A 25,105-nucleotide genomic window follows, 5' to 3' on the forward strand; every position below is an offset into this window, starting at 1 on the left:
CTTTTTTATTATTTCGAAAAGATAGATGATGATGTATTCCCTGCTAAGAAGAGAATTCTTCCGAATGAATTTTTACGTTGAAAACTTTTGAAGGAATAGCCATATCATCAAAAGGAGTTGTAGGAAATTTTCCTTTGATAAAAATAGCGCACATAGTATTCTGAGGATGGTAAAGATATCCGTGATTTTCCTTTCCCACCCCATCAAGAATAGCCTGGAAAACCTCATAACGGATTTTTCGCGGACTGTAGGCGTAGTCATGCCAGACAACGATAGAGTTTTCATGCAAAAGGTTTTCAAAAACTTTTTTTGTGTCATTTAAAACCATCTCATAGCTATGATCTCCATCAATAAAAACCAGGTCGTATTTTTTGTTTGAAGCACTGAAATCAAAAAATTTTGTATTGGCTTCAAGGTGGATTATTTGTGGATTCTTTTGTGAAAGAATACCATGTTGATCAGCATATTTTACATTGAGCCCCATTTCTTTCATCTCTTCTTTAGACAAATTGATAGTGGTACAGTCTTCCACATGTTTAGCCACATTATAGACACTTTCTCCACGCCATGTACCAATTTCAATATAAGAATTGATATCATCTCTCATGGAAAGTGTTTTAAGGAGTTGTAAATCAGTGATTAAAGAACCTCCGTCCAGAATGAAGGTGTCAATATCTCCGGCAATTTCTTTCCCAAGAAGTTTTAAATCTATCTGTGGTAAAGAAGAAATTTCTGTATATTTCTTTTTAAACTTTTTTTCTGATTCAAATGAGCTATCCAGAACAAGGTTGATTAAGCTTGGGGTTTCAAGAATAGTTCGGATAAAAGACAGAAATTTATTAACTTTAGCCATTTGTTTGCGGGGATGTAGATTACATTTAATGATCAAACAAAGATACAACTAAATAAAATTTTGGAAAGAAAAAGAATACTCTTCATCTCATCATGGTTTCCTAATAAAATAGAGCCTACCAACGGCAATTTTGTGCAAAGACATGCGGAAGCTGTTTCATTATCATGTGATGTTGAAATATTGCATGCAATCGGTAATTTTGAGCAGGAAGAGCAGTATGTTTATGATTACCGGGTCATTAATAATATCAGAACCTTAATTATTTATTATAAAAATTCAAAAAACCCGGTTCAGAATTTTGTAAGACGAATGAGAGCCTATTTAAAAGGCTTTGCAAAAGTGAGCAGACCTGATTTGGTTCATGCCAATGTTCTGCACAACAATATGCTTTTTGCGGTTTATCTGAAAAAGAAATATAAAATTCCATTCGTTGTTACGGAACACTGGACGGCTTTGCAAAAACAGAATCTATCCAAAACATCTGATAGTATTAAAAGGATCGCCAAGTATATTGCAAAAAATGCAGAATATATTTTACCGGTAAGCTATAATTTGAAAGACAGCTTGAAACAGTTAGGAATTACTACTTCAATGAAAGTGATTTCAAATGTTGTGGATACTGATGTTTTTACCATTAAACCTAAAACAGGAATAGCTGATCATGTGAAATTTCTCCATGTATCAAGTTTAATTCCGCGGAAAAGGCCTCAGGATATTATCAGGGCTGTTCATTTATTACACCAAAACGGCTTTCCGGTAAGTTTGGAAATAGGAGGTGATGGCGATTCTGAATCTTTGGATGCTTTGGTTAAAAATTTAGGGGCTGAAAAATATATCAATGTTTTTGATGCCATAAGCTATGCTGAAGTTGCTGAGAAAATGCAAAACTCTGATTACTTTATCTTATTCAGTGAAAATGAAACCCAGGGATGTGTTATTCTGGAATCGTATGCGTGTGGAAAGCCTGTAATTTCAACCCTAGTTGGAGGAGCTGCCGAATTTATTATAGAAGGTTTGGGGGTAGGAGTTGAAAAAGATAATACAGATCAGCTTTATCAGGTCTTGGAGAAAATATGCAGAAAGGGATATGCTTTTAAAAGTGAATCTGAGATCAGAGGCTTTTCTGTAGACAGATATTCCCGAAAGGCTATTGCTGAGCAGTTTACAGAAGTTTATAATGAAGTTCTTTCTAAAAACAAATTATCGTGAAAAGCCTGCAGGATTTTTTAAGGAATTTTTTCAGCAATAGTGGGCATCATGTTTTCTTTTCCTTCCTTATTGCGAAGGTCTGTAGTTTTCTGGGATCTTTGTTGATTATCAGGTTGTTGCCTGAGAATGAATTTGGGGTTTTAAGTATTGTTCTCTCCGTTGTTACGATTTTTACACCGTTTACAGGATTTGGAAGCAGTCAGAGTTTAATGAGGTTTGGATCCATATCATTGGATAAAGATGAGAAACTGAAAATCTCATCTTACTTTTTTTTCAAAGGGATCCTGTTTGAGCTGATCCTTATTATCCTGTTTTTATCTGTTTCTGTTTTCTATTTTAATAAATATGAAGATATCTTTATGATCTTCCTGTTTTGTGCTGTAAGACTTGGTGGATTTTATTTTCTGAATCATATTCAGGTTTTTTATCGGATTACAGGTCGAAATCAGACATTTGCAAAAATCAATAATGTCGTTAATATTGGTGGGTTGCTGTTGGTTTTGTTTCTGACTTATTTTTTTAAATTTTACGGTTATCTGATAGCCATCAGTATTACGCCGTATTTATCGTTATTATGGCTAAAGAAAGATATATATTCCCATCGGGATGTTATATCCGGAAATTATAAAGAGATGTGGAGATATGGGATATTTACAGCAATGACTTCCCTTACTTCCGATGCTCTGTACTCACTGGATATTTTACTACTAGGCTTTATGCTGAATGAAAATGCAGTAGCTAATTACAGGATCGCGATTCTTATCCCTTCTAACATTATTTTCCTGGCCACCAGTTTTCTGCAAAGTGATTTTCCAGTGCTTTCCAAGAATTTTAAGGATAAAAAGTTCCTTAAATCCTATGTTGTTAATTTTAATAAGTTCTTTTTCCCGATTTGCCTGGGAATACTTGTTTTCTTTTATGTATTCAAAAAGTATATTATTATTCTGTTCTTCGGGGAAACTTATGTGGAGAATACAACGTTATTAATGATCTTATCAATAGGTTTTACGTTGGGAATGCTTACCAGAAACCTCTATGGCAATCTTTTACCGGCAGTAGGGAAAATTGAAATTAATACGTGGCTCAGTATAGGTTCTTTACTATTTCTGGCTGTGCTTGCCTATATACTGGTTCCCGTTTACGGTGTGATCGGGATGGGAATTGCAATGACTGCCACACTGCTTATTTCAGGGCTAGGCTATCTGTTTTTTTTCTTTTCCTATTTAAGGAAATTGCCTTAATGATAAAATCTTTTTTATCTTTGTTAGAATGAAAAATATCTTTCTTTATATCTTATTGATAAGCTTTACGGTTGTCAGTTGTGGAAGTGATGAGGAATCTTTACAAAGGATTGATCAGGTTCTTAATATCTATGTGAAAGACACTAACCAACAGGACCTTTTGAACAGTAAGAAAGCAGGTTCCTATACTGGATATTCAGTAAATGATGTGTTTGGAAGCAAGGATATTTCTCCGGTAACCATTTCTTTGAGAATGAGAACAGATTCTGTATTTTATATGGAGTATATTGGAGGAGCGAAAAGAAGAAAACTGGATTCTACAGGACCTGCCAATCCGGGAAGTGGAAATGCCTATGTTTCTAAAATGGCAATTACTTTTACGAAGACAGTAAATAATACTGTGGAAAGAACCGTTGACCAGCTGGAAATTCATTATCGTAAGAGTCCAACATTATTTCAGGTTTCAGAGGTTTTATACAATGGGAAATCAGAATTTTCCAAAGAAGCTGATGCTCCTACTTCGATAAATAACGTAACTATCACAAAATAGTTTTAAATTTGTAAAATTGTTAGCCTATATTAGGCTAAATTTAATATCTAACATCTAAATAAAATGTTACAAGTCAATTTTTTACGCGACAACAAAGAACGCGTTTTAGAAGGTCTTAAAAAAAGACAATTCAAGAATCTTGAGTTGGTAGACAATGCTATTGCTACTGACGAAGAAAGAAAAAGAATCCAATTTGAATTAGATTCCCAGCTTTCCGAGATCAATAAAATCTCCAAGGAAATTGGACTTTTAATGAAGGAAGGAAAGAAAGAAGAAGCGGAATCAGCAAAATCTAAAACAGCACAGTACAAAGAGTCGAGTTCAGAATTGAAATCTCAGTTGGAAGTAAAAGAAACTGAATTATTGAACATTCTTTACCAACTTCCCAACATTCCGAATGAATTGGTGAAAAGTGGTTCTTCTGCTGATGATAACGAGAATATTTTCCAGTCTCATACTGTAGAAGGTCTAGGTGAAGGAGCTATTCCTCACTGGGAACTGGCTAAAAAATACAACCTGATTGATTTTGAATTGGGTGTAAAAATCGCTGGAGCAGGATTTCCTGTTTATTTAGGAAAAGGAGCAAGGTTACAAAGAGCCTTGGTTCAGTATTTCCTGGATAAAAACGTTGAGAAAGGATATACAGAAATAAACCCACCTCACGTAGTGAATGAAGCTTCAGGTTTTGGGACCGGACAGTTACCTGACAAAGAGGGACAAATGTACTATATCAATGAAGATAAATTATACCTGATTCCTACAGCGGAAGTTCCGGTAACGAATCTTTACCGGGATGTATTACTGGATGAAAAAGATCTTCCGATTAAACATACAGCCTTCTCTCAGTGTTACAGAAGAGAAGCTGGTAGTTATGGAGCTCACGTAAGAGGTCTGAACCGTCTTCACCAGTTTGAAAAAGTAGAAATCGTAAGAATTGAAAAACCAGAAAACTCTTATGCTGTTTTAGAAGAAATGGTAGAGCATATCAAGGAAATTCTTACAGATCTTGAACTTCCATTCAGAGTATTAAGACTTTGTGGTGGTGATACAGGTTTTGCTGCTGCGATGACATATGACTTTGAAGTATGGAGTGCTGCACAGGAAATGTGGCTGGAAGTAAGTTCTGTTTCAAACTTTGAAACTTTCCAGGCTAACAGATTAAAATGCCGTTACAAAGCAGATGGTAAATCTCAATTGGTACACACACTGAACGGATCTGCAATGGCATTGCCAAGAATAATGGCCGCTTTATTGGAGAACAATCAGACTGCAGAAGGAATTAAACTTCCTAAAAAGATTGCTGAGTATGCAAGATTTGATATCATCAACTAGAATATTTTACATATAAACAGGTCCCCTTTCAGTACTGAAAGGGGATTTTTATTTGTTGAGAGTTTCTTTATTTTTTATATATTCGTGATAAGTCTTGCAGAAAATGTGAACAGAAATAGGCATATACTGACCATTTTATTTGCGAATATTATGATAAAAGAAAATATACTTTGTAACTGTAATCTCTATACTAATGAATGGTTTACTTAAAATTATAGCCGTATTATCTCTGTTTTCACTGATAAGCTGTAAAAATTATTATTATTTCAAAGGACAGGAAAATGTGGAGACTGATCATCCGGACAAGTATAGTAAATTTGTTTTGACCTTTGATAATGGAAATCAGCATATACCATTCTATACTTATGGAGATTATCAGTTTAAAAAAATAAATAAGCAGTATATCTTTTTTAAAAATCCTGAAATGCATAAGCTGCTGCATGATAAGCTTCCTCAAATGAATGGAGAACAATTTCTATTCATGTATACTAACCAGCCTACATTTTCAAATATTTTAGGCTTTTTTTATAAAGATATGAGCATTGAGGACGTTAAAAAATTATATACGGCAGTCCAACATAGAGAAGATGAAACGCAACTTTTTTCCCGATATAATTTTGGAAAATTTCAAGTTTATGATTTCTACAAAACAATACAGGGGGGAGTTGTAAGATTTATATCTGTCAATAACCCTGACTATTCTAAAGATCCGGATTATAAATGGTTTAACAGAGAGATTAACACTGTTTTTTTTGATATTAATCGTTCTTTATGGGATGGTTATGTTGATCCTATTAATTAATATGATTGGATTATCAATGTCTTGAAACTAATACTTCAGATCATTTTTCGGGCTGTGCTTTAATAAATATCCCACCGTAATTCGGTGGGATAAGTTATTTTATTCAGTGACGATAACGATCTTTTTATCTGTATTTTTCAATTTTGCATCCTTATCATTCATCGCTTTCAAGTCATATACTATCCTTACCGAATAGTCGTCAATCTGTTTCAGCCAGTCATGTTTACCGGTGATCGATTTTATTTTATTTTCAAACTTTAAAGTCGTTCCGATATTTTTGAAAAACATCATCATCATCCCCTCCATTTTTTCTGTTTGTTCATCTGAACCTTTAGATTTAAGTACCTCTTCAATATTTTTAAGATTAAAAAAATCTGTGTTAATGGTCAGCGTTCTGCCATCCCAGATATTGAGTACATTTTGATCAAAGGGTAGTTTTTCGCCTTTATTGAAGTTTTTAATTATTTCATAATCATTGGGAGTGAAATGATCCATTTTAAAGGAAAATCCTGCAAGGATAGCATTTTTATCATCTTTTGTGGATTTTAAAAAGACCTTTTTCAGTATTCTGATAGTATCCTGATTTTCAGTTTTCAGTTTTCCTTCTTTCTTTATAAGATCATACATACTTGTCCAGACTGTTGGAAATCGATCTATATCCTTAAATTTTTCCTGTTTCAATGAATCGGGCGTCATAGCTTGCATTTCTGCCATAAATTCTCTGGTATCCACATCAGTAATCATAGATGTAGCTGAGTCTTTATGATAGAGTACTTCAGTATTGATGCTGCAGGATTGTAATGTAAACAGACTTATTAAAAATAAGACGATCGTTTTCTTCATGGTATAGTATAAATTCTAATTAGTGGCAGTTAACGGCTTCATTAGGATCTTTGGAAATAGTCATTGCTTCTGCTTTCGGAGAAACATAAGGAATACCTAGTTCCAAGCCTCTGAGAATGAAAAGTCCACCCAAAATAATCATGATAACAGGAACTGCTTTTAAAATCTTTGCTCTGAAAGCCTGATTCATGAGATTTCCGGCCAGAACGACAGCAAACATGAACGGAAGGGTTCCCAGACCAAATAAAGCCATATATAAGGCTCCCTGCCATATTCCTCCTCCTGCAAGACTTGCTGTAAGAGCCATATAAACCATCCCGCATGGTAAAAACCCGTTGAGAATACCTGTAGTAAATCTTGAACGGTAATCTGCCTTTTGGAGGATCTTTCCTAAATTTGATTTTACCGAATATAAAAATTTGGACAGGAATGGTATTTTTGAAGCAAAATCCTTTCCACCAAATGAAAATAAAGCCATAACAATTAACAGGACACCAGCTATGATAGTCAGATATTTCTGGAATCCTGCCATCTCAAATCCCTGTCCTATAATTCCAAGAAGTGCGCCTAATAATGAATAGGTAAAGATCCTTCCGAACTGATAGGTAAGGTTCTGAAGATAAAAATTGGCAGCCTGTTTTTTGGTTAATCCCATCGATAAAGCAATAGGACCGCACATTCCGATGCAATGAAAACCGGAAGCAAAGCCTAAGGCAATAGCCGATACCACAAGTCCTATTTCCATATTACATCATAATCCATTCTATAGTCTGTTTTGTCCTTCGTCCAACTTAGTCTTAAAGTATAATTACCCATTTTCAGTACCTGTGCAGGGATAATGAAAGTGTGGTTGGCATCAAGTTCTACAGATTTTTTGATATCTAAATTCTGGTCGTCGGTTCTGTTTAAAACAAATTTAACCGTAGTGTCAGAGTTATTATAATTTTGTGGGAATGTGATTTTAATTCCATTGGTATCCTGTGAGTATACAGGTTTTTCCTGGAGCTCATCCGCTCTTTTTTTAGAATCAATTACATCCTGATATTGTAGCTCTTCTTCATAATAATTATCGGTTACCATTTCTGAGTTTTTCTGCCCATTCGGGAAAAGAAACATCATGGATAATATAAAAACTATGAATGCAAATAATGCAATTACAACACCGTGTCCCCAACTAAAGTTCTTCATTTTGTCTAATTAAAATTGTAATTTGAATGGTCCTTCAAAATAAGTCTGATAAGAATCTACGAGTTTACCTTTCATATCATAAACCCCGATTGTAATGTTCTGCTTAGAAAGCTTCATTTCATCTTCAGGGAAGCTTATATTGATGGTTCCTTTGGTAATTTTATCTCTGTCTACCTGAATTTTACTTGATGCACTGTAAGTGATTTCACCATGTGCAGGATTCATTACTTTGATGGTAACGATTTTCTTATCATTGGTTTTATTCAGGAATGTATAATTATAAGTATTGATAATCTTTCCTTCTTTTACAAAGAATGTACTACCTGCCGGTTTAATGAATTTAGCTTCCATTTCACCACGGCTGTACAACAGATATCCTAAAAATCCTACCAGAAGGAATAAGAATATACTGAATCCTTTCATTCTTCCGGTAAACTTGAATTGAGTTTCTTTCTCAATTTCATTTTCAGAAGCATATCTTACCAGGCCTTTTGGAAGACCTACCTTTTCCATAACCTCGTCACAGGCATCAATACATGCGGTACAGTTGATGCATTCCAACTGCTGTCCGTCTCTGATATCAATTCCGGTAGGGCATACCACCACACACTGATGACAGTCAATACAGTCTCCTTTACCTGCTGCTTTTCTGTCTTCTCCTTTTCTCCATTTTGATCTGTTTTCCCCTCTTTTGAAGTCATAGAAAACGTTGATAGTATCTTTATCAATTAAAACTCCCTGAAGCCTGCCGTATGGACAAACCAATGTACATACCTGCTCTCTGAACCACGCAAATACAAAATAAAATGCAGCAGTAAGGAGAATCATTACAATGAAATTGGTAGGATGGGTAAACGGGCCTTCAGAAACAATTCTGAATACTTGCTCATACCCCACAATATACATAAACATAAAGTGGGTGATGATGAGTGAAATAATAATATAAACAGACCACTTTAAAGTTCTTTTCCAGATCTTCTCGCTGTTCCACTCCTGTCTGTCCAGCTTCATTTGCCTGTTTCGGTCACCTTCAATCAGATATTCGATTTTACGGAAGATGGATTCCATAAAAATTGTCTGAGGGCAAATCCACCCGCAGAAAATTCTTCCGAATGCAATCGTAAAAACGATAATAAATATTAAAGATGCGATGGCACCCAAAGTAAGGATAAAAAAGTCCTGTGGATAGAAAGGCTGTCCAAAAATGAAAAACTCTCTGTCTATTACATTGAATAATAGTAATGGATTACCATTGATTTTAATGAATGGTAATGAAAAATAAATAATTAATAAAAGATAGCTTACAATGTTTCTATAGTTGGTATATTTTCCTTTTGGTTTTCTTGGAAATACCCATCTTCTTTTACCGGATTGCTCCATTGTCCCGATAGAATCTCTGTAAGTCTCAGGGTCCAGAACCTGTCCCTGTCCGCCGCGTACTTCTATTTCTTCTATGTCTGACATATTGTAATGTGTTTAAAAAAGAAAAAACATAATTCGTTACTATTTTTAAGGTAATAACAAATTATGTTTTTTTCATATGTTTCTAATTTTCTAAATTATTCTTTTTCCCAGTGCGCTTCAGTTCCTTGAGGAGCAGCTCCTCCCTGAGCCTGAGTTACTGGTGGTAATTCCTGGTTGATGTGATATACATAGGCTGCAATTTTTTCAATTTCAGCTCCAGAAACTTCTCCGTTTTTACCAAATGCTCTCATCGCAGGGTTAGTAGGAGAACCATTCCAGTCCATATGGAATACGTTTTTGAATAACGTCTTCTCAGGCATGTTGATCCAGTGGTTATCCGTTAAGTTCGGACCAATACCTCCACTACCGTCTTCTTTGTGACAAGATGCACAGTTTGTTTTGAATAATTCTTTACCTTCTGCAATATTATCAGCTGAATATTTAGCTGTTTCAATTGTTACAGGAGGTTGGCCTGCTTCATAAATTGCAATACTTGCCAATTGTTCTTTGTATTCTTTTTCATATTCGCTCAAAGGGTGAGCGAAATCTGTAAATGCATACGCTGCAATATATACAATACAAAAAGCAGTCCCAAAATAGAATAAACCTACCCACCATTTTGGTAATTGGTTATCCAGCTCCATAATTCCATCGAAACCATGGTCAATAAGGATATCTTTTTCTTCTGTATCAGACTGCTTTTTGAAAGCCGCTTCATACATTCTTTTGAAGAAAGGGATTTTCTTTTCAGCTAAATAAGCCGCTTTTTCTTCCGGAGATAATTTTTTGAATTTGTTATTTTCAATCAAATCTCCAATAGCACTGTGGATAAAGGCAAGGATACCAGCTATCACAACAGTTCCCCAGAAGTAAGGCGAAGCTAGGAACGCGTAGCTCTGCACAAACAAATAATAAAAAACTATTAAAAGTCCAATTATTATCAAGATGTTTACAACAACAGGTGTTCTTTGTTTCATAAAAAATAGTTTAATTTTTTAAATTAAAATTATCATCTTCATCCTCTCCAAGGGGAGCTTCTTCTTCCTCTTTGTAATATTTCTTAGGTTTGCTAAAAACATAGATTACCAGAGCAACGAAGAACAGCATAAAGAAAATCAGAGCCAGTGTCTGGTAGAAGCCAGCATTTTCTGTATTGGATAATATATCTTTAAAATTCTGAGGAATCATACTGATCTTTTAATGTTTTTAGTTATTACTTGCTGTTTTAATTTCAGTTGTTTTAATATCTGTTCCTAATCTCTGAAGATAAGAAATAAGAGCAATAATTTCTTTTTTCTCTAATTCTCCCTGAGGTCTCTTAGCATAAGCCTCTTTCAAGTCATTTGCTTCAGAGAAGATATCTTTTACAATTTTCTTAGCCTGGTTGTCTGCCCATGCATTTGCAGAATCAATTTGAGGTTTTGTATAAGGTACATCAAACGTATTCTTCATAAGCTTTAATTTGTCTACCATTTTAGATCTGTCTAAATCAGTAGCAATTAACCAAGGATAACGAGGCATGATAGAACCTGCAGAAGTAGATCTTGGGTTATACATGTGTTTGTAGTGCCAAGAACTTGGGTTTTTACCTCCTTCTCTATGTAAATCCGGTCCGGTTCTCTTAGAACCCCACAGGAATGGTCTGTCATATACGAATTCCCCAGCTTTAGAGTACTGTCCATTTTTACCGTTGAATCTTGTAATCTCATCTCTGAACGGTCTGATCATCTGAGAGTGACAAGCGTTACAACCTTCACGGATATAGATATCTCTACCTTCAAGTTCAAGCGGAGAATAAGGCTTCACAGCTGAAATGGTAGGTACACTTTTCTTAAGAGATAGAGTAGGAATAATTTCTACCATACTTCCTATTGAAATTGTACATAATGATAATACTGTTAATAATAACGGCATTCTTTCCAGCCAAAGGTGGAATCCTTCTCCTTCTTTACGTTTGTTTCCGATGTTTGCTAATGCAGGTGCTTCAGCAGGAACTTCTTTCTGGAATGATCCTTTTCTTACCGTAGCAATAACGTTAACAATCATTAAGATTGCTCCTGAAATATAGAATATACCTCCTAAGAATCTCATTTTGAAGTAAGGAATGATCGCCGTTACAGTATCCAACCAGTTTTTCCATAATAATGTTCCATCCGGGTTGAATTGCTTCCACATTAATCCTTGTGTGAATCCAGAAATATACATTGGTACTGCATAGAAAATAATTCCTAATGTCCCTAACCAGAAATGCCAGTTAGCTAATTTTACAGACCAGATTTTTGTTCTCCACATGATTGGTACCAAATAATAGATAACCCCGAATGCCATGAAACCATTCCATCCAAGAGCTCCTAAGTGTACGTGACCGATAACCCAGTCTGTAAAGTGACCAATTTTGTTGATGTTTTTAGTTGCTAAAAGCGGACCTTCAAACGTTGCCATACCATAACAGGTAACAGCTACTACGAAGAACTTAAGGATAGGATTTTCTCTTACTTTATCCCAAGCTCCTCTTAAGGTAAGAAGACCATTTAACATTCCTCCCCATGATGGTGCGATAAGCATGATAGAGAAACCAGTTCCTACTGCCTGTGCCCATGCCGGAAGAGCGGTATACTGAAGGTGGTGAGGACCAGCCCAGATATATACGAAGATTAGTGACCAAAAGTGAATAATAGACAGTTTGTATGAGAATACAGGTCTGTCTGCAGCTTTTGGTAAGAAGTAATACATTAAACCTAGAACCGGAGTTGTCAATACGAATGCTACTGCATTGTGACCATACCACCATTGTACGATGGCATCTTTTGCTCCTGCATATGCAGAATAAGACTTCCAGCCAGAGAAAGATAATGGAACTTCAAGGTTGTTGAAGATGTGAAGCATTGCTACTGCTACCCAAGTTCCAAGATAGAACCAAATAGCAACATAAAGGTGTCTTACTCTTCTCTTTGAAATAGTGAGAATCATGTTTGCTCCGAAAATGATCCATGAGAATGCAATCAGAATATCGATCGGCCACTCATGTTCAGCATATTCTTTAGATGTATTAATACCCATAAAGAATGTAATGAACGTAGCAACAATCATAAATTGCCATGTCCAGAAGTGAATCCAAGATAATGTATCACTGTACATTCTTGTCTTCAATAATCTTTGCGTAGAGTAGTATACCCCTACATAAACAATATTACACACGAACGCAAAGATCACGGTGTTGGTGTGCAACATTCTGATTCTACCAAAACCAAACGCTCCATGAGTGTTTATTAACCCTTGAATATTACCCGATGCCAAACTATTAATGGTTGTATCATCTGTACCGAATAAGAATTCAGGTAATTCTGGGTAGAAAAGCATTAATGCCGCCGTAAGCCCGAACGTAAATCCTATGAAACCAAAGATAATGGTCGCATAGAGGAACGCACGGACAATACTATTGTCATAACTAAACTTTTGTGTTTCCATATCAACTATTCACTATTTTTCTCAATTTTTATTATTTTCTCCTATTTCTTTTTCGTCTTTATCCTTGTTGCCAGTTTCATTTTTTTCTTTGACTTCATCATCGAAAAGAATTCTAACAGCCGGAGATTCATCATCTTCGAACTGTCCTTTTCTGGCATACACTATAAATACGACCAGGAAGATCGCAGCTAAAGAAACACTGCAGACGATCATTAAATATAGAATATCCATTGGACAACAAAATTAACCTATTTTCGGGGTTCAAATTTAGTGAAAAATAATGACATTCATCACGAAATGCCGATTTCAGCTAATTTAAAATCAGTCTAAATAAGCGCGTTTAAGCCTGTTTTTTGAAGTATTTGCGACCCAGTATCCATGTTGAAACTGTTGTAAATGTAACTACCGTAATAGAACTTACAGGCATGATGATAGCTGCAAAAAGCGGATGCATGTGTCCTGTAACTGCGTAACTTAACCCAACGATATTATAAAGAAAACTGATTATAAATGTCATTTTCACAATGGTAATCGAACCCTTACAAACGTTCAGGTAGTTGTCTAAAGTAACCACTTTTTCACCGTTCATAATAACATCAGAAGATGGAGTAAAGCTATTGGTGTCATCCGCAATGGCAATCCCTACATTACTTTGTTTTAATGCTCCGGCATCATTCAGTCCATCACCAAGCATGGCTACTTTCATGTGCTGATCCTGAAGGTTTTTAATGTAATTCAGTTTGTCTTCAGGGTTTTGGTTAAAGGCCATTCCTTTGTAGTTTGGAATAAGCTCTTTAAGCTGGGTTTCCTCTGAGGAGTTATCTCCACTTAGGATAAATATTTTGTAGTGGGTGAGTTTGTTAAATAAGTCTTTAAGTTTTGGTCTGTATTCATTCTTAAAGATAAATTTTCCTAAAAATTCGTCGTTTTTGCTGATATAAACAGCTGTTTCAAGATTCTTAGGCTCTTGGTTGTTATAACGTGCAGAGCCGATCTTATAAGTGTTTCCTCTAATGTTGGCAACATATCCTTTTCCTGAAATTTCCTGAAAGTTTTCAACCGGGAAATAGTTGTCATTAAACTCAATGTATTCATAAAGAGATTTAGACAGCGGGTGGTTTGAGTTCTTTAATAAGGTTTTGATATTCAGTTGATCGAATTCATTGATTTCGGTTCCTTCGTATCTGATGTTTGATTTTTTCCGGTGGGTAATAGTTCCTGTTTTATCGAAAACAATCGTGTCTAATTTTGCGATTTTTTCAATCGTTAAAGTGTCTTTTACGTAAAACTTATTTCGGCCTAAAATTCTCATAATGTGTCCGAAAGTAAATGGTGCGGATAATGCAAGTGCACAAGGGCATGCAATAATCAGAATGGCTGAAATAACCTGGAACATCTTCTCTAAATCAATAAATGCCCAGTAAATTCCGGAAATAAGAGCGATGCCTAAAATAATGAATGTGAAATATTTACTGATGTTGTTGGTCAGAGTGTCAAGACCTGTTTCGTGTTTCTTGAAAGCTTCTTTATTCCAAAGTTGGGTAAGGTAGCTTTGATCTACATTCTTAATGACCTCCAGTTCTAAAGAGGATCCTATTTGTTTACCACCTGCGAAAATTTTATCACCTGGCTGTTTGCTGATGCTTTCGCTTTCTCCGGTAATGAAGCTGTTGTCAATATTTCCTTCTCCGTTGATAAGAATAGCATCTACCGGAATGATTTCCTGGTTTCTAACTAAAATTCTGTCACCTACTTTTACTTCAGAAAGAAGAATGTTGTCCTGTTTTCCTTCGAAGTCTACTTTTGTTACGGCAATAGGATAGAATGATTTGTAGTCTCTGTCATATGAAAGAGCACTATAGGTTCTCTTCTGGAAAAGTTTACCCATCAGCATGAAAAACAGAAGCCCGCAAAGGGTGTCGAAGTACCCGGGACCGTAATCTGTTGCCACTTCGTAGATGCTTCTTCCGAAAAGAACCAATATTCCTAAGACAATAGGGACGTCGATGTTGACGATTTTATTTTTTAATCCGTACCATGCGGATTTGTAATAGTCTGAAGCGGAATAAAATACAACCGGGCAGGCCAATAGAAACATCAATACTCTGAATAATCCTTTGTAATGTTCCATCCAGTAATCCTCACCTCCTACATATTCAGGGAATGCTAAAAACATCCCGTTTCCAAAAGCAAAACCTGCAATGGCGAATTTTACAAGAAGCGATTTGTCAAGATGATCAACGTTTTTTTCAGCAGTTTCAAGGCTGATAACAGGTTTATATCCTAAATTGGTTAGAAAATTAGCTAGTTCGCTTAATTTCAGATCTTTGTGATTGAATGAAATCTGTAGGGTCTTTCTTGTGAAGTTAACCTGGGAATATTTGATATAAGGATTCAGGGTATGAAGGCTTTCCAGTAACCAGATGCAAGAAGAACAATGTATTACAGGGATTTTGAAAGTGACAAGACTGGTGTTTCCTTCAGAAAAATCGGTCACTTTCTCGAAAATTTCAGGAGTGTCCAAATAATCGAACTGGGTAGAATTTTCATCGTTTGGACGAATTCCTGCCCCTTTATTAAGTTCATAGAAATTACTTAAATTATTCGTATTCAGAATTTCATAAACAGACTTACAGCCATTGCAGCAGAAAATCTTTTCATCAAACAAAATTCTCTCTTTTTCTATACCTTGACCACAATGAAAACAGTTCTCGCTCACCTCCCTAAAATATTGAACTACAAAATTATAACAATTTTTTTTGTTTATCGAGTTAAAAAGTTCTATTTTTGTGATAAATATCATATAAAATGCCGCAGGAACAACAGATAGCAATTGAAGAGAGGTTCGCCAGAGTTTTTAATGATAAATCTTTTAAGGAAAGACTTTCTAGCGCAGATTTTGAAAAATATATTAACGGTAAAAAAAGATTGAGTTTTCAGAAACACGATACTATTTTCGAAGATGGGGAAACTCCGAGAGGAGTGTTTGTCCTAGAAAAAGGAGCCGCTAAACTTTCAAAATCCGGAGCGTTCGGGAAAGATCAGATTTTAAGATTTATCAAAGAGGGGGATATCATCGGCTATCGTTCTTTGCTTTGCGGGGAAAATTTCCAGGCCAAAGCAGAAGCTATGACAGACATTGAATGTGTTTTCTTACCAGCAGATATCTTTATGTATCTTCTGGAAGTAGATCCGCAATTGTCTTTCGTAATGCTTCAGAAAATTTCTTACGAATTAGGAGAATCTTCCAATACCATTACCTTCCTTGCCCAAAAAACGGTAAGAGAAAGACTGGCGGAAATATTACTGCTTTTGGAGCAGAAATTAGGAGTAGATCCAGAAGGGTTTATCAAAATCTCATTAACAAGAGAAGAAATTGCCAACATTATTGGTACTGCCACAGAAAGTGCCATCCGTCTGATCTCAGAATTCAAACAGGATAGCCTGATAGAAGTGGATGGACGAAACATCAGGATTCTAAATCACGACAAACTCATGAAACTCGGTCACGTAGTTTTATAAAAATCATAAAAACTTAAGTCGGCTCAATGGCCGACTTTTTAACTTTTAAAAAATAGATAAATTATGTCTGTTCACTCTGAAATTAAAAAAGTTACGACTGAAACCTTGCGTAAAATGAAATTCGACAAGGAAAAAATAACAATGCTTACTGCTTATGATTTCACCACGGCAAAAATGGTGGATGCAGGTGGTGTAGACGCTATTTTGATTGGAGACTCTGCAGCCAATGTAATGGCAGGTTTTGAAACTACATTACCTATTACATTAGACCAAATGATTTACCACGCTCAAAGTGTAGTGAGAGGTACGGACAGGGCTTTGGTAGTAGCAGATTTGCCATTCGGAACTTATCAGAGTAATCCTGAGAAAGCATTGGAGTCAGCAGTAAGAATGATGAAAGAAGGAGGTGCTCATGCCGTAAAAATTGAAGGAGGGAAAGAGATCTCAAAATCTATTAAAAAAATTATCAACGCCGGAATTCCGGTAATGGGACACTTGGGGTTGACTCCACAGTCTATTTACAAATTCGGAACATATAAAGTAAGAGCAAAAGAAGAGGCTGAAGCTGAGAAACTGATTGCTGATGCCCAGCTTTTAGAGGAATTAGGATGTTTTTCTGTTGTATTGGAAAAAATTCCTGCAGAACTTGCTAAAAGAGTAACTGAAAGTATTTCTATCCCTACAATTGGAATTGGTGCTGGAGCAGACTGTGACGGTCAGGTCTTAGTATATCATGATATGGTGGGAATGAATAAAGGTTTCAGTCCGAAGTTCTTAAGAAGATATCTTGATCTTTACACAGAAATTACAGGAGCAGTATCTCAATATGTAAAAGATGTAAAAAGTGTAGATTTCCCCAACCAAAACGAAAGTTATTAAAATTAATTCATGCAAAATCAACAACAATCTATTCAGGGAATTTTATCTATTGCAGCATTGGTATGCCTGGCTATTGGCTGGTTTAACTTATTTTCTCCTGAGATCAATCATTTGCTTTCCAGAAAGGTGTTTTATGTTCTGATAGGAGCCAGTTTCTTTATTCAGGCACCTTTACTTACCAATAAAAACTTTATGTATGCCATGTATGCGGCGGCGGGAGTTTGTGTAATTGGAGCGTTTTTACCAGACAGTTCAAACCTGGCAATGCTTAAAACGATTGGTCTTTTGGCAGGAATTGTTCTTTCAATGACAAATAGAAACAGAAACAGATAGGCTGAATGAAGGAACAGATTGTATATGAAGATAACCATCTTCTGGTGATCAATAAAAAAGTCGGTCAGCTTGTACAGGGTGATAAGACTGGTGATGAGTCACTATTAGAATCTATAAAGAATTTTATCAAAGTAAGAGATACTAAGCCGGGAAATGTGTTTCTCGGCTTGGTTCATCGTATAGACCGTCCTACTTCTGGTTTGGTCATTTATGCTAAAACCTCGAAAGCACTTTCCCGTCTTACTCAGATGGTAAAGAATCGTGAGGTTAAAAAGACGTATTGGGCAGTAGTAGCCAAAGAAATGATCCCACAAAGCCAGCGGCTGGTTCATTATTTAAAAAAGAACGAAAAGAATAACAAGGCAATAGTTTTTCCAAAGGTTACGGAAGGAGCCAAGGAAGCTATTTTGACTTATCATGTTATTAAGACATTGGATAATTATCTTCTTCTTGAAATAGATCTTGAAACGGGAAGGCATCATCAGATCAGAGCACAGCTATCGAAAACAGGAGTTCCGATTAAAGGAGATCTAAAATATGGAGCCTCACGCTCCAATCCGGATGGTGGAATTAACCTTCATGCCAGAAAACTGGAGTTTATTCACCCTGTCACCAAAGAAAACATTGAAATTATAGCTTCGGTTCCGCAGAATGATGCTATTTGGAGGGCTTGTGAAGAATAAAAAACAATAATCAATGAAATTTAAATTAATATGTCTGGTAGGAATACTGGCGATTACCTCCTGTTCAAATAATAATGATGAAATCCAAACGGAAACAGAACAGAATTCTAAGCAGGCTATCACCAAAATATCTTGGGCTTTTCCTGAGTTGTTAAAATCAAACAACGAATATGATCCTAATTATTATTTTGAATACGACATATTGGGAAGAGTTACAAAAAAGATTGGAGGCAAATTATACCCGTCGTCATCAATTATATTTCCAGATCAGATTGTAAAATTTATTTATACTAAAGTATCTTATAATCAAAATACTGCCGTTGTAGGTACATATAGTTCTGACCCAATATTGACTGTACTGGCAGATGAGAGGAAATTTGAATTTGATACCAATGGTAGAATTATTAAATCAATTATTCCGGAAAGTAATGTTGTGATGGAAAAACATTTGAGATACAGCTATGATAATTCCGGAAAACTTGTAGAGATTTTGACAGAATTCCCTAACATGCCCTATAACCCTGCAGATCCAGAGGATTATATTTTTAGTTATTTAGAGACTTTTTCCTATGATGTTAATGGAAATTTACAGAAGGCTATAACTATGGAAAGGAGAAATAATATCGATTTTTCAATAAAAAAAGAAATGACATTTAGCAATTTTGATACGACTCAGAATCCTTTTAAAAAACTGAGGATATTTAATGAATATTTCTATCTTTCATTATCAAAAAATAATTATCAAAAAAGTACTACTAGAGAATTTGTTGGAACAAATGAATATTTTCATGAGTTTGAAGGGACTTACCAATATGATGCGGGAGGGAATATAAAACTTTTTTTCTAGCATTAAATTTTCTTAAAATTATTAGGACCACCTCTTAAAAGGTGGTTTTTTATTTCTTTCGTAGTTTTTGATTAATTGATGGTTAATTTGCTTTTTTTAATTGTTTATTGTAGGTATTCTGTATTGTTTTTTTAAATTTTAACAAATTATTATCAGAAAATACTATCTTAGCTAGGAAACAAAATTAACTAGCTATGATGGATTTTTACAAAATTTACAAAAAGTATTTGAAAGCTGTTTTCAGTCTTGCTCTGTTGGTAGGCTCTTCTTCCGCTTTTGCGCAGGTAAGTGCCTATAGTTTTGCACAGGAGACAGGTACTTATACCCCGATAACAGGAACCATCCTGGAGGCAGCTACAGATAATACTTCTACAACTAACCTTAACAGTAATGTATATCCTGTAACATTACCATTTAACTTTATATTTAACGGAACTTCATATAGTTCTCTGAATGTCTCAACGAATGGTTTTATTACATTTGGGACCACAGCTCCTTCTGCAACTAATACTTCACCTTTGTCTACAGCAGCAGCCTATGATGGGGTGATTTCTGTTTTTGGAAGAGACCTGAGCAGTGTGTTTGATGTTAATGGGGTTACCGGAGATATCAGCTGGACAACAACAGGATCAGCTCCCAACAGAGAAGTAGTTATCCAATGGAAGGATTTCAGGCCTAATAGTTCTATTTCTGCTACTGCAGCTTATACTTTTGGATTTCAGGCTCGTTTAAAAGAAACTTCTAATGTAGTTCAGATGGTATACAATAGCGGGTCTTACCTGGCTGGAAGTACAAATGTTACAGGAACAGCTCAGATAGGACTAAGAGGAGCTTCAATTATTGATTTTAATAACCGCCTGAACGCAACAACATTGGAGTTTGTAAATTCTACAGCGGGAACAGCAAACAACAGTTCACAGGCCTTTAATGTTAATAATTCTGTTCCGGGAATGCCGGCTGCCGGGTTAACCTATACCTGGACTCCTCCAATATGTTATATTCCATCAGGGTTAGTCGCAGGAGCCGCTACTCATAATAGTGTAGCACTATCATGGACGGCTTCTCCATCATCTCCTGCAGGATATGATATCTATTATAGTAATTCCAATACTGCTCCAACGGCTTCTACTCCTCCGACTATTTCTAATTTTTCAGGAACTTCCACTATATTGTCATCATTGTCTCCTGGTTCTGTATATTATATATGGATCAGATCAAATTGTGGCAGTGGAAATACCAGTGTATGGTCTTTTCAGCCTGTACGGGCTGCTACTTTATGTTTACCGCCAACAATTCTTACTACCGGTGCTACACTGTGCCCCAATACTACAGCTACATTATCTGCTACCACAGATTCAGGGGCTGTTATTACCTGGTATGATGCAGCTACAGGAGGAAATGTTGTAGGTACAGGAAATACTTTTACAACTCCTGTACTTAGTAATACAACGTCTTATTATGCGACCTCTTCAACAGGAGAAACAGCGGTAACGGGATTTTCTGATGCCACATCTGCCTCAGGATATACTTTAATTGCCGGTTTGTTTTTTGATGTTTATTCTACGATGACCATCAAAGGAGTATATGTGTATCCGATGGGAACAGGAAGTGGAACCGTCGAAATAGCTTTACAGGACGGAAGTGTTTCTCCTGCTGTAACATTGCAGACCATTACCGTTAACCTTACGGGGACTTCTGCACCATTTGTAAAGACCTACGTTCCGCTAAACTTTGTAGTAGGACCGGGGAGTAATTATAAGCTGATGATGCTAACCAGATCAGGGGAGGTTACAGGTTTGGTAAGAGAATCGGGTTCAACCTGGGGAACGTATCCATTTACAGTTCCTGGTATAGTTTCTATTACGGGAGGAAATCTTACGGGAAATTCAACAAGTTCATCCTATTATTATTTTTATGATTGGGAGGTAAGCAATAAATGTGAAAGTGAAAGAACTATGGTTACTGCAACGGTAAATTGCCTGGGAGCATCGGAAGTGGAGCTAAGAGATCAGATGAAGGTTTATCCGAATCCCTTTAAAGAGACCATTATCATTTCCGATATCGAGAAGGCAAAATCGCTTCAGGTGCTGGATGTGTCAGGAAGAATCATAAAAACAATGGATAACTTAACTAAAGAAATCCACTTAGGAGATCTGAAATCAGGGGTATACATTCTTAATCTGAATATGAAAGATGGAATGCAAAAGCAGACTAAAGTCATAAAACAGTAAATTATTTATTTTTCATTTCAAATATCCATGGCTGGAAACCTTAAGGTTTCCAGCCTTTTTTGTTCCTGTAAAATTTGATTTTGCCTATTCTTAAAAAATAACTAACTTCGTCCCATACTTTAGGGGTGTCTGTTTTTACAGACTGAGACTTTACCCTTTGAACCTGATCTGGATCATACCAGCGTAGGGAAAAGTAGGTGACTTTTGCTGTACATTCTATTGTACAATAATGGCCATTCCTAAAGTATATTTAAATAATTAGGAATGGAGCTTATAATCAACCACACCCGAAAAACATTTAATGTACTTCCCGAAAATCTGGAAGCATTACTGGCTATGGAATTACCCGGAAAAAAGAAAGGTATTGCCGTAGCACTCAACAACCGTATTATTCCGCTGTCTGCCTGGGCGGAAACTCTCCTTAACAATCTGGATTCAATTTTAATCATTACTGCCACTCAGGGCGGATAATTCTCATATTTAATACCAATATTTATGGCTCACTCCATTACATGTTCGCCATTTCCGAACTCAAAGAAAATGTATGTTGAAGGAAAAATTCATCCTATCAGCGTAGCAATGCGTGAAATACAGCTTAGCCCTACAAAGCTTAACAACGGAAATTTTGAAGAAAATGCTCCGGTAACCATTTATGATACTTCTGGTCCTTACACGGATGAAAATGCATCCATTGATATTCAGAAAGGACTTCCAAGAATCAGAGAACAATGGATTCTGGATAGAGAAGATGTCAATGTTCTGGAAGGAATTACGTCAGAATATGGGAAAGCCCGTCTGGCAGATCCTAAACTTGATGAATTGCGTTTTTCCTACGATCACAAACCTAAAGTAGCACAGGAAGGAAAGGAACTTACCCAGCTTTATTATGCAAAACAGGGAATCATTACTCCTGAAATGGAATATGTGGCGATCAGAGAAAATCAAAGGATAGAACAGCTTGAAACGGTCCCTAAAGAAATGGCTTGCCAGCATATTGGAAACAGCTTTGGTGCCAATACTCCCAAAAGCAAAATTACCCCGGAGTTTGTAAGAGATGAAATTGCTGCCGGAAGAGCGATTATCCCGAATAATATCAATCACCCGGAAAGTGAGCCCATGATTATAGGGCGAAACTTTTTGGTAAAAATCAATGCCAATATAGGAAACAGTGCAGTTTCATCAAGTATTGATGAAGAAGTGGAGAAAGCTGTTTGGGCTTGTCGATGGGGTGCAGATACCATTATGGATCTTTCTACGGGAAAAAATATTCATGAAACCAGAGAATGGATCATCAGAAATAGCCCGGTTCCTATTGGTACCGTTCCGATTTATCAAGCGCTTGAAAAGGTAAAAGGAGTACCGGAAGATTTAACATGGGAAGTTTTTAAAGATACCTTGATTGAGCAGGCCGAACAAGGAGTCTCTTACTTTACCATTCATGCTGGCGTTTTATTGAGATATATTCACCTTACAGCAAACAGAGTAACAGGAATTGTTTCCAGAGGAGGGTCTATTATGGCTAAATGGTGTCTTTATCATCATAAAGAAAACTTTTTATATACTCATTTTGATGAGATTTGCGAGATCATGAAGAAGTATGATGTGGCTTTCTCTTTAGGAGATGGTTTACGTCCGGGTTCTATTGCTGATGCCAATGATGCGGCTCAGTTTGCAGAACTGGAAACCTTAGGTGAACTGACTAAAATTGCTTGGAGGCACAATGTACAGGTGATGATTGAAGGACCGGGACACGTTCCGATGCATATGATCAAAGAAAATATGGAAAAGCAATTGGAAGTATGTGAAGAAGCACCTTTCTATACCTTAGGGCCCTTAACTACAGATATTGCACCGGGTTATGACCATATTACTTCAGGAATTGGGGCCGCAATGATCGGATGGTTCGGATGTGCAATGCTTTGTTATGTAACACCGAAGGAGCATTTAGGTCTTCCGAATAAAGATGATGTAAAAGTAGGAGTCATAACGTACAAACTGGCAGCCCACGCAGCAGACCTGGCAAAAGGGCATCCCGGAGCACAATACAGAGATAATGCATTAAGTAAAGCGAGATTTGAATTCAGATGGGAAGACCAGTTCAATCTTTCATTAGATCCGGATACCGCCAGAGCTTACCATGACGAAACGCTTCCTGCTGATGGAGCCAAAATTGCCCATTTCTGTTCTATGTGCGGGCCGAAATTCTGCTCTATGAAAATTACTCAGGAAATCCGTGAGTCTGCAGAGAAAGGAATGTTTGACAAATCGCAGGAGTTTATTGAAAACGGAAAGGAAATTTATATATGATTCTCGTCATCACTCCTGAAATAATAGTTCCTAACGAGTTAGAAATCATCAATCAGATGTTTCATGATGGACTGGATTTCCTTCATATCAGAAAACCATGGATCAGCCGGGAAGAAATGACTGAATTTATCAATAGTATTGATGCTTCATTCTATCCTCGGCTGGTACTCCACAGTCATTATGACCTTGGAAAAGATTATGGGATTTCCAGACTTCACTTTAGAGAAGAAGTTCGAAAGGAAGGGAAGTATAAATCTTTGATGAATGGCAATACAATTTCAACCTCTGTTCATGAGATTACCACTTATAATGCTTTAGAAAAAGAATGGGAATATGCTTTCATAAGCCCATTCTTTCCAAGTATTTCCAAAAAAGGGTATGGAGTTGATTCAACAGTAATTGAAAGTTTGATTCAAAGGAATAATCCACATGTAAAACTGATTGCTTTAGGTGGAATTGATTCCAGTCATATTCAGGAAGTTTTTGATCTTGGAGTAGATGGTGTGGCTTTGTTAGGAGCTATTTGGGAGAGTAATGAACCTTTACATGTTTTTAAAAAATGCAGAAAGAACATTCTTTTGTGATTTTATAAAGAGAATTTACAAAAAGAAACAGTCTGTAGAAATGAGAAATTAGATATAGAAATTTTTTTAAAAGTAATCCCTCTTTCTATTGGGAATACATTCCTAGTCAATATGGAAAAATTACAATACATCTCACAAGGAAATACAAAAAATGAACAAGAGCTGAATATCCGTAAAGCCTTGGATAATGGGATAAAATGGGTGCAGATCCGTTGGAAAAATGCCCCTGAAAATGAATTAATAAATCTTTGTGAAACTTCAAAACAGCTTTGCTCAGAATATCAGTCAATGTGTATTATTAATGATCATGTTCAATTGGCAAAAACAATAGATGCTGATGGAGTTCACTTAGGATTAAGTGATGGTTCTATTGAAGAAGCAAGAAGTATTTTAGGTGAAAATAAGATCATCGGTGGAACAGCCAATACGATTTCAGATGTTCTTCAAAGAATGAAGGAATCGTGTGATTATATTGGTTTGGGACCATTAAGATTCACTTTTACAAAAGAAAAACTCAGCCCTGTTCTTGGATTTGAAGGCTATCAGGAAATTATAAATCAGCTTAATGAAAAGTCGGTTGCTATTCCAAAAATATTTGCCATTGGAGGAGTTGGTCCTGAAGATATTCAGTCTTTACAGCAGATCGGAATTTACGGAGTAGCGGTTTCTGGGTGGATTACCAACCAGCCATCCATTATTAATGAGTTAAAAGCCTTGTCAAGGTTTTAAACCTTGACAAGGCTCAGACAATAACTTCGAAAAAAAATAA

At 36.2% G+C, this 25,105-nt stretch carries 25 protein-coding genes and 1 riboswitch; of the genes, 15 read left to right on the top strand and 10 right to left on the bottom strand.

All coding sequences use genetic code 11. The features are described 5' to 3' along the window. Positions 1–43: 43 nt before the first annotated feature. Positions 44–853, bottom strand: a complete 810-nt coding sequence (locus M2372_RS15125; protein ID WP_123321058.1) for a class I SAM-dependent methyltransferase — start codon at positions 851–853, stop codon at positions 44–46. Positions 854–913: 60 nt separating this feature from the next. Between M2372_RS15125 and M2372_RS15130 the strand changes: the two genes are divergently transcribed. From M2372_RS15130 to M2372_RS15150, 5 genes are all read left to right on the top strand, one after another. Further along, complete coding sequence (locus tag M2372_RS15130) at positions 914–2,062, top strand: glycosyltransferase (protein WP_123321059.1); 1,149 nt, start codon at positions 914–916, stop codon at positions 2,060–2,062. Continuing rightward, entirely contained in the window at positions 2,059–3,303 is a 1,245-nt protein-coding gene (locus M2372_RS15135) for an oligosaccharide flippase family protein (protein ID WP_185018919.1), read from the top strand. Before M2372_RS15130 ends, M2372_RS15135 begins: the two co-directional genes overlap by 4 nt. Positions 3,304–3,331: 28 nt before the next feature. Beyond that, positions 3,332–3,853: a hypothetical protein gene (locus M2372_RS15140; RefSeq protein WP_123321061.1), complete on the top strand. Its 522-nt coding sequence runs from the start codon at positions 3,332–3,334 to the stop codon at positions 3,851–3,853. Positions 3,854–3,916: 63 nt separating this feature from the next. Beyond that, positions 3,917–5,185 (top strand): serine--tRNA ligase, encoded by a 1,269-nt coding sequence (gene serS, locus M2372_RS15145; RefSeq protein ID WP_123321062.1) that lies wholly within the window; start codon positions 3,917–3,919, stop codon positions 5,183–5,185. 193 nt (positions 5,186–5,378) lie between these two features. Beyond that, positions 5,379–5,987, top strand: a complete 609-nt coding sequence (locus M2372_RS15150; RefSeq protein WP_123321063.1) for a hypothetical protein — start codon at positions 5,379–5,381, stop codon at positions 5,985–5,987. A 99-nt stretch (positions 5,988–6,086) separates the two neighbouring features. Here M2372_RS15150 and M2372_RS15155 read toward each other — a convergent pair whose 3' ends face one another. The 9 genes from M2372_RS15155 to M2372_RS15195 form a co-directional block, all read right to left on the bottom strand. After that, positions 6,087–6,830: a hypothetical protein gene (locus M2372_RS15155; RefSeq protein WP_123321064.1), complete on the bottom strand. Its 744-nt coding sequence runs from the start codon at positions 6,828–6,830 to the stop codon at positions 6,087–6,089. A gap of 19 nt (positions 6,831–6,849) precedes the next feature. After that, positions 6,850–7,575, bottom strand: coding sequence for a sulfite exporter TauE/SafE family protein (locus M2372_RS15160; protein WP_123321065.1), 726 nt, complete (start codon positions 7,573–7,575; stop codon positions 6,850–6,852). Then, positions 7,566–8,018 carry a FixH family protein gene (locus M2372_RS15165; protein WP_115969830.1) on the bottom strand — a complete coding sequence of 151 codons (453 nt, stop codon included), beginning with the start codon at positions 8,016–8,018 and terminating at the stop codon, positions 7,566–7,568. Before M2372_RS15165 ends, M2372_RS15160 begins: the two co-directional genes overlap by 10 nt. Positions 8,019–8,027: 9 nt before the next feature. Beyond that, positions 8,028–9,482 (bottom strand): cytochrome c oxidase accessory protein CcoG, encoded by a 1,455-nt coding sequence (ccoG, locus tag M2372_RS15170; protein ID WP_115969832.1) that lies wholly within the window; start codon positions 9,480–9,482, stop codon positions 8,028–8,030. A 95-nt stretch (positions 9,483–9,577) separates the two neighbouring features. Further along, positions 9,578–10,459, bottom strand: a complete 882-nt coding sequence (locus M2372_RS15175; RefSeq protein WP_123321066.1) for a cbb3-type cytochrome c oxidase N-terminal domain-containing protein — start codon at positions 10,457–10,459, stop codon at positions 9,578–9,580. 10 nt (positions 10,460–10,469) lie between these two features. Beyond that, on the bottom strand, positions 10,470–10,670 hold the full coding sequence (locus M2372_RS15180; RefSeq protein WP_123321067.1) for a cbb3-type cytochrome c oxidase subunit 3: 201 nt from the start codon (positions 10,668–10,670) through the stop codon (positions 10,470–10,472). Positions 10,671–10,688: 18 nt separating this feature from the next. Beyond that, positions 10,689–12,950 (bottom strand): cytochrome-c oxidase, cbb3-type subunit I, encoded by a 2,262-nt coding sequence (gene ccoN, locus M2372_RS15185; protein ID WP_115969836.1) that lies wholly within the window; start codon positions 12,948–12,950, stop codon positions 10,689–10,691. Between the two features lie 21 nt (positions 12,951–12,971). Continuing rightward, positions 12,972–13,181 (bottom strand): cbb3-type cytochrome oxidase assembly protein CcoS, encoded by a 210-nt coding sequence (ccoS, locus tag M2372_RS15190; RefSeq protein ID WP_123321068.1) that lies wholly within the window; start codon positions 13,179–13,181, stop codon positions 12,972–12,974. A gap of 109 nt (positions 13,182–13,290) precedes the next feature. Continuing rightward, positions 13,291–15,669, bottom strand: coding sequence for a heavy metal translocating P-type ATPase metal-binding domain-containing protein (locus M2372_RS15195; RefSeq protein ID WP_123321069.1), 2,379 nt, complete (start codon positions 15,667–15,669; stop codon positions 13,291–13,293). A gap of 89 nt (positions 15,670–15,758) precedes the next feature. Here M2372_RS15195 and M2372_RS15200 point away from each other — a divergent pair, with 89 nt between their 5' ends. The 10 genes from M2372_RS15200 to M2372_RS15245 all read left to right on the top strand — a co-directional run bounded on the left by M2372_RS15200 (position 15,759) and on the right by M2372_RS15245 (position 25,065). Beyond that, positions 15,759–16,472 (top strand): Crp/Fnr family transcriptional regulator, encoded by a 714-nt coding sequence (locus M2372_RS15200; RefSeq protein WP_115969841.1) that lies wholly within the window; start codon positions 15,759–15,761, stop codon positions 16,470–16,472. Between the two features lie 63 nt (positions 16,473–16,535). Beyond that, entirely contained in the window at positions 16,536–17,351 is an 816-nt protein-coding gene (panB, locus tag M2372_RS15205; RefSeq protein WP_115969843.1) for a 3-methyl-2-oxobutanoate hydroxymethyltransferase, read from the top strand. Positions 17,352–17,360: 9 nt separating this feature from the next. After that, the gene (locus M2372_RS15210; RefSeq protein WP_115969845.1) at positions 17,361–17,684 is read left to right on the top strand and encodes a hypothetical protein; all 324 of its coding nucleotides are present in this window, start codon (positions 17,361–17,363) and stop codon (positions 17,682–17,684) included. Positions 17,685–17,689: 5 nt separating this feature from the next. After that, on the top strand, positions 17,690–18,367 hold the full coding sequence (locus M2372_RS15215; protein ID WP_123321070.1) for an RluA family pseudouridine synthase: 678 nt from the start codon (positions 17,690–17,692) through the stop codon (positions 18,365–18,367). A gap of 13 nt (positions 18,368–18,380) precedes the next feature. Further along, the gene (locus M2372_RS15220) at positions 18,381–19,214 is read left to right on the top strand and encodes a hypothetical protein (protein ID WP_123321071.1); all 834 of its coding nucleotides are present in this window, start codon (positions 18,381–18,383) and stop codon (positions 19,212–19,214) included. A 194-nt stretch (positions 19,215–19,408) separates the two neighbouring features. Continuing rightward, positions 19,409–21,445, top strand: a complete 2,037-nt coding sequence (locus tag M2372_RS15225; RefSeq protein WP_123321072.1) for a T9SS type A sorting domain-containing protein — start codon at positions 19,409–19,411, stop codon at positions 21,443–21,445. A gap of 111 nt (positions 21,446–21,556) precedes the next feature. Next, a riboswitch (TPP riboswitch) is annotated at positions 21,557–21,652 on the top strand. Between the two features lie 57 nt (positions 21,653–21,709). Continuing rightward, complete coding sequence (gene thiS / locus M2372_RS15230) at positions 21,710–21,916, top strand: sulfur carrier protein ThiS (protein ID WP_115969853.1); 207 nt, start codon at positions 21,710–21,712, stop codon at positions 21,914–21,916. 24 nt (positions 21,917–21,940) lie between these two features. Further along, positions 21,941–23,752 carry a phosphomethylpyrimidine synthase ThiC gene (thiC, locus tag M2372_RS15235; protein ID WP_123321073.1) on the top strand — a complete coding sequence of 604 codons (1,812 nt, stop codon included), beginning with the start codon at positions 21,941–21,943 and terminating at the stop codon, positions 23,750–23,752. Continuing rightward, the gene (locus M2372_RS15240; RefSeq protein ID WP_123321074.1) at positions 23,749–24,336 is read left to right on the top strand and encodes a thiamine phosphate synthase; all 588 of its coding nucleotides are present in this window, start codon (positions 23,749–23,751) and stop codon (positions 24,334–24,336) included. Before thiC ends, M2372_RS15240 begins: the two co-directional genes overlap by 4 nt. Positions 24,337–24,447: 111 nt before the next feature. Continuing rightward, entirely contained in the window at positions 24,448–25,065 is a 618-nt protein-coding gene (locus M2372_RS15245) for a thiamine phosphate synthase (RefSeq protein WP_123321075.1), read from the top strand. The last annotated feature ends 40 nt before the right edge of the window (positions 25,066–25,105 follow it).

Origin of the sequence: Chryseobacterium sp. BIGb0232, from assembly GCF_024810195.1 — a bacterium.
GTDB classification, from domain to species: Bacteria; Bacteroidota; Bacteroidia; order Flavobacteriales; family Weeksellaceae; genus Chryseobacterium; species Chryseobacterium pennae.

What these genes read in the sequence shown, in the direction of transcription:
- M2372_RS15125 (WP_123321058.1), bottom strand. Translation starts at nt 853, where the DNA reads ATGGCTAAAGTTAATAAATTTCTGTCTTTTATCCGAACTATTCTTGAA.
- M2372_RS15140 (WP_123321061.1), top strand. Translation starts at nt 3,332, where the DNA reads ATGAAAAATATCTTTCTTTATATCTTATTGATAAGCTTTACGGTTGTC.
- serS (WP_123321062.1), top strand. Translation starts at nt 3,917, where the DNA reads ATGTTACAAGTCAATTTTTTACGCGACAACAAAGAACGCGTTTTAGAA.
- M2372_RS15150 (WP_123321063.1), top strand. Translation starts at nt 5,379, where the DNA reads ATGAATGGTTTACTTAAAATTATAGCCGTATTATCTCTGTTTTCACTG.
- M2372_RS15155 (WP_123321064.1), bottom strand. Translation starts at nt 6,830, where the DNA reads ATGAAGAAAACGATCGTCTTATTTTTAATAAGTCTGTTTACATTACAA.
- M2372_RS15160 (WP_123321065.1), bottom strand. Translation starts at nt 7,575, where the DNA reads ATGGAAATAGGACTTGTGGTATCGGCTATTGCCTTAGGCTTTGCTTCC.
- M2372_RS15165 (WP_115969830.1), bottom strand. Translation starts at nt 8,018, where the DNA reads ATGAAGAACTTTAGTTGGGGACACGGTGTTGTAATTGCATTATTTGCA.
- ccoG (WP_115969832.1), bottom strand. Translation starts at nt 9,482, where the DNA reads ATGTCAGACATAGAAGAAATAGAAGTACGCGGCGGACAGGGACAGGTT.
- M2372_RS15175 (WP_123321066.1), bottom strand. Translation starts at nt 10,459, where the DNA reads ATGAAACAAAGAACACCTGTTGTTGTAAACATCTTGATAATAATTGGA.
- M2372_RS15180 (WP_123321067.1), bottom strand. Translation starts at nt 10,670, where the DNA reads ATGATTCCTCAGAATTTTAAAGATATATTATCCAATACAGAAAATGCT.
- ccoN (WP_115969836.1), bottom strand. Translation starts at nt 12,950, where the DNA reads ATGGAAACACAAAAGTTTAGTTATGACAATAGTATTGTCCGTGCGTTC.
- ccoS (WP_123321068.1), bottom strand. Translation starts at nt 13,181, where the DNA reads ATGGATATTCTATATTTAATGATCGTCTGCAGTGTTTCTTTAGCTGCG.
- M2372_RS15200 (WP_115969841.1), top strand. Translation starts at nt 15,759, where the DNA reads ATGCCGCAGGAACAACAGATAGCAATTGAAGAGAGGTTCGCCAGAGTT.
- panB (WP_115969843.1), top strand. Translation starts at nt 16,536, where the DNA reads ATGTCTGTTCACTCTGAAATTAAAAAAGTTACGACTGAAACCTTGCGT.
- M2372_RS15210 (WP_115969845.1), top strand. Translation starts at nt 17,361, where the DNA reads ATGCAAAATCAACAACAATCTATTCAGGGAATTTTATCTATTGCAGCA.
- M2372_RS15215 (WP_123321070.1), top strand. Translation starts at nt 17,690, where the DNA reads ATGAAGGAACAGATTGTATATGAAGATAACCATCTTCTGGTGATCAAT.
- M2372_RS15220 (WP_123321071.1), top strand. Translation starts at nt 18,381, where the DNA reads ATGAAATTTAAATTAATATGTCTGGTAGGAATACTGGCGATTACCTCC.
- M2372_RS15225 (WP_123321072.1), top strand. Translation starts at nt 19,409, where the DNA reads ATGATGGATTTTTACAAAATTTACAAAAAGTATTTGAAAGCTGTTTTC.
- thiS (WP_115969853.1), top strand. Translation starts at nt 21,710, where the DNA reads ATGGAGCTTATAATCAACCACACCCGAAAAACATTTAATGTACTTCCC.
- thiC (WP_123321073.1), top strand. Translation starts at nt 21,941, where the DNA reads ATGGCTCACTCCATTACATGTTCGCCATTTCCGAACTCAAAGAAAATG.
- M2372_RS15240 (WP_123321074.1), top strand. Translation starts at nt 23,749, where the DNA reads ATGATTCTCGTCATCACTCCTGAAATAATAGTTCCTAACGAGTTAGAA.
- M2372_RS15245 (WP_123321075.1), top strand. Translation starts at nt 24,448, where the DNA reads ATGGAAAAATTACAATACATCTCACAAGGAAATACAAAAAATGAACAA.